Below are 11,899 nucleotides of genomic sequence, written 5' to 3'. Positions count from 1 at the left end.
TAATATAAATTTATTAAAAAAATTTGGAGGTATATAAATGAAAATAACGAAACAAATTACTTTGAATGTAATGATATCAATTTTAATAATGTCAACATTAATGATATTTTCTATAAACATTATAAGTAAAAATATGTTTGAACGAAATTATAAAATAATATTAGATTCTAAAATAAATGAACAAGAATTATTATTTGAAAAAGAACTTTTTCAAGATACTAATATAATAGATACATACTTTAATTTATACAATGAAAATATAGTAGATAATAAAAAAATACAAGATTTAGAAAAATTTTTTCTGAAATATTTAGATTTAGAAAAAAAATTAGGAATTTATATAAAATTGAAAGACGGTAGAGGAGTGATGTTAAGTGATTATGATAAAGATGGGATATATACAAAAGAAAAAATAGATAAAAATATTGATTATTTTGAAGGTTGGAGTTTACCTGAGAGTGACAAAGGGATAACAGAAATAAAATATCAAAGAGTATTGTATTTAAATGGGAGAGAATATGGAGTAATAGGAATAGAATTTGATTATGATAAAATTTATACAGAATTAAAAAAAAGAGAATTTTATAAAAGTGGATATTACGCATTATTAGATAGTAAATTTAATTTTATATATCATCCCAATATCGATCTTAATAATAAAAATATTTTTAATGTCAATGGAATAGAAGGTTTAGAAAAAAAACAATTTTTAAAAACTAGAGATATATTAGAATACAAATATTTAGGGAAAAACAAAACACTATTTTATAGTAAGTTAAAAAATAATTGGATTCTTATAGGGGCAGTGGAAACATCTGATTTAAAAAAAGATTTAAAAAATTTACAAAATACAACATTATTAATAGTAATTTTAATAGTATTATTTACTTATTTTATAGTAGATAGATTTTCTAGAAAATTTACAAAGCCTATAATTAATATTGTAAATAAAATAAAAGTAGCTGCAAAAGGGGAATTAAGTGTAAGAATAGAAAGTAGTACAACAAATGAATTTATGGCATTAGTTAGTAATTTTAACTTTTTTATAGAAAAATTAGATAAAGTGATATCAGTAATAAAAAATGAAGCACAAAGTATAGGGAATTCTGCCGAAGAGATGAATATGGCAAATGAAGACTTAGCTAAAAAAACAAGTGAACAAGCTGCATCATTAGAAGATAATAGTAGCACAATGAAACAAATAGGAATAAGAGTAAATAACAACGTTGCACAAACTATTTTAGCAACAGAAAAAGTAAAAGAAATAGTTACAAATACATTGAGAATTGAAGAAGCTTCAAAAGAGTTAAAAAGCTCTATGGAAAATATAAATGAAAGCTCTAAACAAATAGAAGATATAACAGAGATTATAGATGAAATAGCATTCCAAACAAATATTTTGGCACTCAATGCAGCAGTAGAAGCTGCAAGAGCAGGAGAACAAGGAAGAGGATTTGCTGTAGTTGCAAGTGAAATAAGAGCTTTATCTAAAAAAAGTAGTGAATCTGCTAAAAAAATAAATAAAAGAATAAAAGTTACAGTAGATAAAATAGAAAAAGGAAATGAATTAGTAAATGAAACAACTAATTCTATAAGTGAAATATCAGAAAAAATACATGAAATGAATAAAATAATACAAAATATTAGAGATAGTGTAGATGAGCAAAGACTAGATATAGAAGTTGTAGATAGAATAATTGCAGATTTAGAAGCAGCAACACAATCAAATGCCTCAACTGCTGAAGAGGTTTCTACAGCAATGACAGTATTTTATCAAAAAATACAAGAATTTATAATGCAAGTAGAGCAATTTAAAGTAACAGGCGAAAAGAAAGAAAATTAGGTGATGAATATGTCAAATGATATTAATTATGAAGAAATGTTAAAATTTTCAAAATCAGGAGAAGAGTTTATATTATTTAGATTAGGAGAAGAGAAATTTTTAATTCATATAAATCATATACAAGAAATAATAATAAACTTAAAATTAAAAAAAATAGAAGAATTACCAGAGTACATTTTAGGAATAATTAATTTAAAAGGAGAAATAGTTCCAGTGTTTAATATTAAAAAAAAATTAGATGTTAAAAATATAGAAGAAAAGAAAAAACATAAAATTTATATAATAATTTCTAATAAAAAGAAAAATTTTGCGTTGATTGTAGATGAAATTTATGATACTTTAATAATTGAGAAAGAAAAAATTATAAAATTTTGTAAAATTAATCCATATATTAACGCTAAAGTACAAATTGAAGAAACAAAAGAAATATCTATAGTTAATGTAGATAAGATATTTGAAACAATAAAATGAGGCTGGTGAGAAGTATGGGAAAAAAAGTAATAGCCATGATTTTAGCAGGAGGAGCTGGGACAAGACTTGATATTTTATCAAATCATAGAGCAAAACCGGCAGTTCCATTTGCTGGGAAGTATAGAATAATTGACTTTGTATTGAGTAATTGTATAAATTCAAATATTTATACAGTAGGAATATTAACGCAATACTTACCAAGATCACTTAGTGATCACATAGGGGTAGGTAAGCCATGGGATTTAGATAGATCGTATGGTGGAGTAACTCTTTTACCTCCGTACCAAAGAACAAATGGTAAATGGTATGTAGGGACTGCAAATGCTGTGTATCAAAATCTAAATTATGTAGCAGATTATTCACCAAAATACGTACTTATTTTGGCTGGTGATCATGTTTATAAAATGGATTATAGGGATATGATAAAGCGACATGAAGAAACAGATGCGGATATAACAATAGCTGTAAAAAAAGTAGATAGAAAAATAGCTCATCATTTTGGTATATTATCAGTAGATAAAGATAAAAATATTTTAGAATTTGAAGAAAAGCCAGAAAATCCTAAAAGTGAATTAGCATCAATGGGAGTATATATTTTTAAATTTGAAGTTTTAAAAGAGTTGTTACTAAATAACTGTGGACCAAATGGAAAAAGTGATTTTGGAAAAGATATTATTCCAGAAAATATAGATGAATACAAGATAAAAGCATTTGAATTTAAAGGATATTGGAGAGATGTAGGGACTTTAGATCAATATTGGAAAACTAATTTAGAATTAATATCAGAAAAACCACCTATAGATATATATGAAGAGCATTTTATGATAAGAACAAAAAGTGAAGAAAGACCTCCGGTAAAATTTATAGGTGATGGAAGAACTAAAAATTCGCTTATATCAAATGGTTGTGTAATAAAGGGGTATGTAGAAAATTCTGTAATCTCCCCAGGAGTAATTATTGAAAAAGGAGCTATTGTAAAAAATTCTATTATATTAAATGATACTATTGTTGGGAAAAATGCTTATGTAGATAGAGGAATTATAGATAAAAAAGTATATATAGGAGAAAATAGTCAAATAGGAGTAGGAGAAAATATGACTCCCAATAAAGAAATACCAGATAAACTTTATTCAGGATTAAATGTAATAGGAAAATTTGCAAGAATTCCTGCTAATATGGTAATAGAAAGAAATTGTAGAATTATGTCAAAAGTGGAAGAAATTGATTTTACAGGAATAGATAAATTAAAAAGTGGCGAAACAATACATCGTTCTGAAGAAAATGGTTTTTTTGACCTTTTTTTATAAATATATTGAAAAAGGCTTGATAAATGTTATTATTTTATATATAATTATTAAAAAATTTGGAGGTGCAGGAGTTATTATGAATAAGTATGTTGTTGGAATCGATTTAGGAGGAACAAATGTAAAAGCAGGAATTGTAGATGAAGCTACTGGAAAAGTGGTAGTATCAAAATCTATAAAAACTAATTCTGAAAAAGGTGTAGAAGATACTTTTGATAGAATAGCAAACCTTATCAATGAGTTATTAAATGAAAAAAATATTGATAAGTCAGAAGTAAAAGGAGCTGGACTTGGGATTCCAGGGCCTGTTATAAATTTTGAAACTGTTACTTTTTTTGCAAATTTTCCTTGGGAGAGAAATTTAAATATTGCTAAAATACTTGAAGAAAAATTAGAACTTCCTGTAAAAGTAGGAAATGATGCAAATGTTATAACACTTGGAGAAGCTTGGATGGGAGCAGCTAAAGGATATAAAAATGTATTAGGACTTACTTTAGGAACAGGAATTGGAGGAGGAATAGTAGTTGAAGGAAAATTGGTTGAGGGATTTACCGGAGCAGGGGCTGAAGTAGGTCATATAAAACTTGAAGCAGATGGTAGACTTTGTGGATGTGGACAAAAAGGATGTTGGGAAGCATATTCTTCTGCTACAGGAATAATTAGAGAAGCTGTTTTAAGACTTAGAGTAAATAAAAACAATCTATTATGGGAAAAAATAAATCGAAATATAAATGAATTAGAAGCAAAACATATATTTGATGCTGCAAAAGAAGGAGATAAATTTTCAGAAGATATAGTTGATTTTGCTGCAAGATATTTAGCTTTAGGAATAGGAAACTTGTTAAATGTATTAAATCCTGAAGTAATAGTAGTAGGTGGAGGAGTAGCCCTTGCAGGAGATTTTTTATTCGATAAAGTAAAAAAAGAACTTTCTAAATATGCTCTTTCAGTAACATTAGAAGGAGTAGAGATAGTGCAAGCAAAACTTGGAAATGATGCAGGAGTAGTTGGAGCAGCAGCATTATTAGAAATATAAATAATATATTAAAATAAAAAAACTATAGCAGATATATTTGAGATTTTCAAATATAAAAGCTATAGTTTTTATTTATCTTAAAAAAGGAGGGAATGCTTATTTTTTTATAATTACAGCAGTTAATGGATCTAAGATTACTTTATTTCCATCAAAAGTAACACCTGAAATTTCATTTACACCATTAACATTAGCTTCATCATTATCAGCAAGTACAAGACCAGTTGATAAATCTTCATTTAATTCAAATACACCAGCTTTTAAAGATGAATCTCTCGGAGTTTCACCATTTGCATAACCATTAATAAATACGTAGTATTCATCACCATTAGTAGCAGTAGCTTTATAAGCTATCATTTTAGCTGATTTATTTGCATTTGGATATAATAAAGATACATTAGAATCAACTAAATCTTTTGAACCAAGTCTAAATGCATCAGTACTTCTTCTTATTGCTATTAATCCTTTTGTATATTCTTTTGTTAAATATCCTCTTCCATTTTTTTCTACAGCAGTCCAATCAAATGCATTAATTCTATCAGACGAATCATAAGAATCATGTATAAATATTTCTTTAGTTTGAGGAACTACAGTATATTTATCTTCTGGTTTGCCAGTACCTTTCCATTGTTTTGTTCTTCCATATTCTTGTCCACCGTGTAAGAAAGCTATACCTTGACTAGTTAAAATAATAGTATTACCTAGTCTAATTCTTTTTTGAATTTCATCTTCGTGTGTAGCTACACTTTTTCTTATTGATTGAGAAATAACATCATGTAAAGGTAAATTATCGTGTGCAGCAATATATTGTACTACATCACCTGGATCATCAGCATTAAAATTACTAGGCTGTCCTTTTATATTATTAAATATAGTATTTATATTTCTTTCTCCACCTGTAATAAATCTAGGCTCACCTTCACTACCAAATCCTGATTTCAGCTCATTTCTTATTTCATCAGAAAAAACAGCTACGTCATCAGTTTTATTCATCCAATCTTGGTCAGCAGGAACTATACCAGTTACTCCAGCATCACCATTAAATGTTCTCCAACCTTCTCCTATAAATAAAGTATTAGGATTTAATTTTGCAGCTTCGTTATATGCCATTTGTACTGTTTTAGCATCAAGATTTCCCATCATATCAAATCTAAATCCATCTACTTTAAACTCTTTTGTCCAATATTTAATAGAATCAATAATTAACTTTCTTGTCATAGCATGAGTAGTACCCATTTGTAATCCACCAAAACTAGTTTTAGGAGTACCATCAGCATTTAAAAATCCATAATATCCTGGAACTAATCTTTCAAAAATTTCAGAGTTTGCAGTGTGATTATATACAACATCTAATGTAACTCCCATACCTTTATCATGAATCGCTTGAATTAATTCTTTTAATTCTTTAATTCTTAAAGCAGGATCTTTTGGGTTCTCAGAGTACATTCCTTCTGGAGCAAAATAGCTATGAGGGTCATATCCCCAGTTATAATTGTTGTTTTTAGCAGAATAATTCCATTCTCTTTCACTATTTTTAGATTCATCGCCATAATAAAATGATTGTACAGGAAGTAATTGAATATGAGTAACACCTAATGATTTTAGATAATCGAGTTTTTCAATAAATGCTTTATATGTTCCAAATTGAGCAGAAGTATTTGCATCAATATGAGAAGTGAAATCTCTTACATGCATTTCATATATAATAGCATCTTCTCTTTTTGTATATCCATCAATATGAGCAAAACTTGATATTTGAGCTATTTCACTAGGATTTACTAAAGCACCTTTACCAATAGCATCAGTTATAGCTCTATTAGAAGCATTTGTATTTATTTTAAATTCATACATAGATTTTGCGTAAGGATCTAAAGCATAAGTATACTTTTTTTCACCTTGATGTTTTAGTTTATATTGATAAAAATCACCTTTATAATCAGATGATAAAGTTACAGCCCATACTCCTTTTTCAGTTAAATTCATAGGAATAGTTTCAGCTTCAATTTCTGGATTAGACTTTTTAAATATTGCTACTTGAACATCTTCAGAAGTTGGTGCCCATACTTTTAATGTGATACTACCATCAGAATTGAATATAGCACCTAAATCATCATCTGTATAACTAAATTTGCTATCAAAATAAGCAAGTCCTGGTTTTAATGTTATTTTAAATCCTTCATATTCTATAGTGTACGGATACCAATCTTTTCTTAGATCAGCAGTAATAACCACCTTTTTGTTATCAATTATTTTAATATCTTTTATATCAGTAGAAATACTATATTTATTTTTTAAGATTAAATTTTCTTCATTAATGTCTTCTGTATTTGTAAATTTAAGAGAAATTTTATTATCATCTATAATATCAGCAGCTTCAAGACCATCTGGAGTTTCCATATTTGGTCCAATAAATACATCATCGCTACCTTGAACAACAAATATTTCTTTATATTTTGCTAGCTTAGTAAATGCTTTATCGCTACCGTCTTTACCGGGGTCACCTTGAGTTTCATCAACTAATAAGAAACCTAAATTATTAGCTTCATCTCTATTTGTTTTTAAAGGTATATCATAATATGCACCATAATTATCGATTCCACTATATTTTATACCATGAGGCCAATCACCAGTAAAATCTGCATCATTCCAAGCCCAAACAGTAAAATTATCATAGTTACCATCATCTCTTTTGTAATGCACTCTTATCTCATTATCTTCAATAGGATCTGGTTCACTATAATACACAACGTCACTACCTTGCATAGCCCATACAGAACCGTTTGTTTTAGTTACATCAATAATTTTATCACTACCATCTTTTCCATTATCGCCATCTGTTTCATCAACAAAAAGAAAACTAGCTTTTTTTGGATTAGGTTTTAATGGAAGTGAATAAACAGCACCATAATTATCGATTCCACTATATTTTATACCATGAGGCCAATCACCAGTAAAATCTACATCATCCCAAGCCCAAATAGTAAAATTATCATAATCACTATTTCCTCTTTGGTAATGAACAGTAAGATTGGAAAAATCTTTAGAAATAGATGCAGTAGAAACTTTTTCTACAGGGTTATTTTCTTGATTAGAAGAACAACCAGCTATTAATAAAGAAGAAAAAATTAGAGAAAAAACTAATTTTTTAGAATTACTTTTCATAATCATAATCACTCCTTAATTTAATTTTAATACATACAATATAAATATACAACATAAATTTCCAAAAATCAACATATTTTTTGGAAACGTTATCAAGTTAAAAAAGCTTTTATTTTTTTAAGACAAATTCTATGTAAAAATAAATACATATATTTAATATGTTGTAATATATATTAAAATAAGATATTAAAAATTAGAAGAATTAATAGTTATAATTAAACAAAAAAATATTGACAAAATATTAAAAAAAGTGTAATATTATACCTATATTTTAGTACAATTTTATATAAATTATATATTTTATATAAAAAAGACACTAAAAGTCTTTTTAGAAAAATTAGAAAATTAAGGTAGAGATGAAAGGAAGGTACAATGAGTAATAACAATCGTGGTGAATGGAGCTCGAGAATAGGATTTATTATGGCTGCAATAGGGTCAGCAATAGGATTAGGAAATATATGGAGATTTCCTTATACTGTAGCAAGTAATGGAGGAGGAGCATTTTTAATTCCTTATTTAATTGCTTTATTAACAGCGGGAATTCCTATTTTGATTTTAGAATTTGGATTAGGTCATAAAATTAGAAGTAGTGCGCCAGGAGTATTTGGTAAACTAAACAAAAAATGGAAAATATTAGGTTGGTGGCAAACTGCAATAGCTTTTGCAATTACAGTATACTATATTATGGTTATAGCATGGGCATTTGGGTATTTGATTAATTCATTTACTTTAGCATGGGGAAATGATCCAAAAGCGTTTTTATTTGGAGATTATTTAAAATTAAGTAGTTCTCCATTACATATTGGTGGATTAAATTTTACAGTATTAATTCCATTAGTTATTGTTTGGGGGATTAATTATATAGTTTTATCATTTGGAATAAAAGATGGTATAGAAAAAGCTAGTAAAATTTTTATGCCACTTCTTATAATATCTTTGTTAATTATGGTAGTTAGAGGATTAACATTACCTGGTGCAGCAAAAGGATTAGAATATTTCTTTAAACCAGATTTTGTAAAATTATTAGATGCAAGAGTATGGGTAGCAGCTTATGGACAAATATTTTATTCTTTAAGTATAGCATTTGGTATTATGTTAGCTTATTCTAGTTATTTACCAAAAGATTCAGATATAGTTAATAATGCGTTTATTACAGGGCTTGGAAACTCTAGTTTTAGTTTGCTTTCTGGAATAGCTGTATTTGCTATATTAGGATATATGGCACAATCGCAAGGTGTAGATGTAAAAGATGTAGCTAGTGCAGGAGTAGGATTAGCATTTATTGTATTTCCTAAAGCAATAAATGCTCTTCCTGGAATGAATGTTTTATTTGGTGTAATTTTTTTCTCATCTTTATTATTTGCAGGATTATCATCAAGTATATCAATAATAGAGACAGTAGTAGCAGCTATTATAGATAATTTTAATATAACAAGAAAAAAAGCGATAAACTATGTTGTATTAATTGGTGGACTTGTATCGTTAATATTTGCAACAGGTGCAGGACTTTATATACTTGATATAGCTGATCATTATATAAATAATTATGGTGTAGCATTATCAGGACTTATAGAAATAATAATACTTGCTTGGTTTTACAATTTAGAGTCAGTAAGGGAATATGTAAATCCGTTATCAGATTTTAAAATTGGAAATTGGTGGAATTTTACAATAAAATATTTAACACCTGCAATTTTAGGGATTATGACAATATTAAATATAATTCAAGATATTAAAAATCCTTATGAAGGATATTCTTTAAGTGCAATAGGTTTATATGGTGCTGGTTTTGTATTAGCGACTGTTGTATTGGCAAAAATATTTGATAAATTATCTGATTAGAGAAGTGAAAGGAGAGATAAATTATGAGTAATAGTTCTATAGTTATGGCAGTATTTAGTATGATAGTTTTATGGGGTGGATTTGGAGTTTGTTTATCAATTGCAGTTAAAAATGATTAATTAGCATTTAATAGTATAATTTTAAATTAAATATATCTAAAATAAGATTATAAAAAGGTTAAAGCTCTGCTTTAACCTTTTTATAATCTATAAAATACTAGCTAATTTATTATTAATTATTTATATTCTTAGTATAAGTTTTATTAAATATTTTTTTATGTATTTAATTATATAATTTTTATAAAATTTCAAAAAAATTTTTACAAATTATTAAAAATATGATATAATTTTTTTCTCAAATTAAATAAGACAGTTCAGTTGCACCATCCTGTCTATAAATAAAACTAGGGCTTTGTTAAGATAGGCAAAGTCTATCTTTTTTTTGATTTTTGAAGAAATTTAAGGAGTAAAGAAGATGAAGAAAATAGGAATAACAACAACAGTTCCAATTGAAGTGTTGTTAGCTGCTGGATATAAAGTAGTTGATTTAAATAATGTTTTTATAGTATCTGATGACTATAGAGAATATATACATGATGCAGAAAAATATGGTTTTCCTAAAAGTATGTGTGCATGGATAAAAGGCATTTATAGTGCTTGTATAAGTGAAGGAATAAAAGAGGTAGTAGCAGTGTTGGAAGGAGATTGTTCAAATACAAAAGTATTATTAGAACTTTTTAAAGAAAAAGGAATAAAGCTTTATCCATTTTCTTATCCGCATTCGCATAACCTTGAAGATATAAAAAAAGAGATAGATAAATTTATGAGTCTTTTTAATGTTACATTGGAAGAAGTAGAAAATATAAGATGGGAAATAAACAATATTAGAGAAAAAGCTCGAAAAATAGATGAATTAACATTACAAGGAAAAGTAAGCGGATTTGAAAATCATATTTTACAACTTTGTTTAAGCGATTTTGATGGTGATTTAGATAATTATTCAAAATTTTTAGATGAGAAATTAAAAGAAATAATTAAAAGAACTCCAGATATTAAGAAATTAAATTTAGGATTAATTGGAGTACCTACAATGTTTAGTGATTTACATGAATTTGTAGAAAAATTTGATTCAAAAATAGTTTATAATGAAGTTCCAAGAGAGTTTGCATTTCCGAGAGCGTTTAAATATGACAATATTTATGAACAATACTATGATTATACTTATCCATATGATATAGATTATAGAATAAAAGAACTAGAAAAACAGATAAACGAAAGAAAAATAGACGGAATAATACATTATACTCAAAGTTTTTGTCATAGAGCGATGGAAGATATTATTATAAAAAATAGATTAAATATTCCTGTATTAAATATTGAAGGAGATAAGGATGATAGACTAGATGCTAGAACAAAATTAAGAATAGAAGCATTTTTAGATATGTTATTAGATTTAAAAAAAAGGAGTAATAGATGAGAATCTTAGGTATAGATTTAGGTAGTAGAGAAGTAAAAATTGTTCTTATGGAAAACAATAAAATTATTGAAAAATTTAAAATGAGTACAGTTAAATTTTATAAAAATTATTGTAATTATAATGAAAAAATAACAGTTGATTTAGAAAAGCTAGGAATAAAAAATATAGATATAGGAATATCTACAGGTTATGGTAGAAATAATACAGATTTAAAAATGTTTATGCCTATAAATGAAATAAAAGCTCATGCATATGGAGCTATGTACCAAACAGAGAAAAAAGATTTTATCTTACTTGATGTGGGTGGTCAAGATGTAAAAATAATAAAAGTAGAAAAAGGAATAATAACAGATCTTGATTTAAATGATAAATGTGCTGCTTCATGCGGAAGATATCTTGAAAATATGAGCAATGTACTTGAAATATCTTTAGATGAATTATCAAATCATTACATAAATCCTGTTGAACTTAATTCAACTTGTGCAGTATTTTCAGAATCAGAGCTAATTGGAAAAATTGCTGAAGGAAATAGTGTAGAAGTTCTTTGTGCAGGAGTAAATTATTCTATGTATAAAAGACTTCGACCTATGCTTACAAAATTTTTATCTGATGAATTGATAATAAGTGGTGGCGTAGCGAAAAATAAGGCAATAAAAGAATATTTACAAAATGATTATAATGACATTTTAATATTAGATGAACCACAATTTAATGGAGCTATTGGTTGTTGCTATTATGGAATGAATTTTATAGAAAAGGAGTAAAAAA

General features: G+C 26.8%; 9 protein-coding genes. 8 read left to right on the top strand and 1 reads right to left on the bottom strand.

Features of this window, described 5'->3' with window-relative positions:
• Positions 1-37 precede the first annotated feature (37 nt).
• From EV215_RS09005 to EV215_RS08990, 4 genes are all read left to right on the top strand, one after another.
• Positions 38-1,843 carry a methyl-accepting chemotaxis protein gene (locus tag EV215_RS09005; protein ID WP_134113682.1) on the top strand — a complete coding sequence of 602 codons (1,806 nt, stop codon included), beginning with the start codon at positions 38-40 and terminating at the stop codon, positions 1,841-1,843.
• A 9-nt stretch (positions 1,844-1,852) separates the two neighbouring features.
• Positions 1,853-2,314 (top strand): chemotaxis protein CheW, encoded by a 462-nt coding sequence (locus EV215_RS09000; RefSeq protein WP_166667393.1) that lies wholly within the window; start codon positions 1,853-1,855, stop codon positions 2,312-2,314.
• Positions 2,315-2,328: 14 nt separating this feature from the next.
• The gene (locus EV215_RS08995; protein ID WP_208320364.1) at positions 2,329-3,621 is read left to right on the top strand and encodes a glucose-1-phosphate adenylyltransferase; all 1,293 of its coding nucleotides are present in this window, start codon (positions 2,329-2,331) and stop codon (positions 3,619-3,621) included.
• Between the two features lie 76 nt (positions 3,622-3,697).
• On the top strand, positions 3,698-4,654 hold the full coding sequence (locus EV215_RS08990; protein WP_134113680.1) for an ROK family protein: 957 nt from the start codon (positions 3,698-3,700) through the stop codon (positions 4,652-4,654).
• A 96-nt stretch (positions 4,655-4,750) separates the two neighbouring features.
• On the opposite strand, the gene EV215_RS08985 is transcribed toward EV215_RS08990, so the two are convergent.
• Positions 4,751-7,819, bottom strand: a complete 3,069-nt coding sequence (locus tag EV215_RS08985) for a pullulanase (protein ID WP_134113679.1) — start codon at positions 7,817-7,819, stop codon at positions 4,751-4,753.
• Positions 7,820-8,185: 366 nt separating this feature from the next.
• Between EV215_RS08985 and EV215_RS08980 the strand changes: the two genes are divergently transcribed.
• The 4 genes from EV215_RS08980 (at position 8,186) to EV215_RS08965 (ending at position 11,895) form a co-directional block, all read left to right on the top strand.
• Entirely contained in the window at positions 8,186-9,655 is a 1,470-nt protein-coding gene (locus EV215_RS08980; RefSeq protein ID WP_134113678.1) for a sodium-dependent transporter, read from the top strand.
• Between the two features lie 23 nt (positions 9,656-9,678).
• A complete protein-coding gene (locus EV215_RS08975; RefSeq protein WP_134113677.1) occupies positions 9,679-9,774 on the top strand; it encodes a MetS family NSS transporter small subunit in 96 nt (31 codons plus the stop codon).
• Positions 9,775-10,129: 355 nt separating this feature from the next.
• On the top strand, positions 10,130-11,131 hold the full coding sequence (locus EV215_RS08970) for a 2-hydroxyacyl-CoA dehydratase family protein (RefSeq protein WP_134113676.1): 1,002 nt from the start codon (positions 10,130-10,132) through the stop codon (positions 11,129-11,131).
• On the top strand, positions 11,128-11,895 hold the full coding sequence (locus EV215_RS08965) for an acyl-CoA dehydratase activase (protein WP_134113675.1): 768 nt from the start codon (positions 11,128-11,130) through the stop codon (positions 11,893-11,895). The genes EV215_RS08970 and EV215_RS08965 overlap by 4 nt, the downstream gene beginning before the upstream one ends.
• Positions 11,896-11,899: the final 4 nt, after the last annotated feature.

Source organism: Hypnocyclicus thermotrophus, assembly GCF_004365575.1.
Classification (GTDB): Bacteria; Fusobacteriota; Fusobacteriia; order Fusobacteriales; family Fusobacteriaceae; genus Hypnocyclicus; species Hypnocyclicus thermotrophus.
This window is presented reverse-complemented; position numbering and strand designations above follow the sequence as displayed.

Bases quoted from the DNA above. Each gene is read 5' to 3' on its own strand.
- EV215_RS09005 (WP_134113682.1), top strand. From the start codon at position 38: ATGAAAATAACGAAACAAATTACTTTGAATGTAATGATATCAATTTTA.
- EV215_RS09000 (WP_166667393.1), top strand. From the start codon at position 1,853: ATGTCAAATGATATTAATTATGAAGAAATGTTAAAATTTTCAAAATCA.
- EV215_RS08995 (WP_208320364.1), top strand. From the start codon at position 2,329: ATGGGAAAAAAAGTAATAGCCATGATTTTAGCAGGAGGAGCTGGGACA.
- EV215_RS08990 (WP_134113680.1), top strand. From the start codon at position 3,698: ATGAATAAGTATGTTGTTGGAATCGATTTAGGAGGAACAAATGTAAAA.
- EV215_RS08985 (WP_134113679.1), bottom strand. From the start codon at position 7,819: ATGATTATGAAAAGTAATTCTAAAAAATTAGTTTTTTCTCTAATTTTT.
- EV215_RS08980 (WP_134113678.1), top strand. From the start codon at position 8,186: ATGAGTAATAACAATCGTGGTGAATGGAGCTCGAGAATAGGATTTATT.
- EV215_RS08975 (WP_134113677.1), top strand. From the start codon at position 9,679: ATGAGTAATAGTTCTATAGTTATGGCAGTATTTAGTATGATAGTTTTA.
- EV215_RS08970 (WP_134113676.1), top strand. From the start codon at position 10,130: ATGAAGAAAATAGGAATAACAACAACAGTTCCAATTGAAGTGTTGTTA.
- EV215_RS08965 (WP_134113675.1), top strand. From the start codon at position 11,128: ATGAGAATCTTAGGTATAGATTTAGGTAGTAGAGAAGTAAAAATTGTT.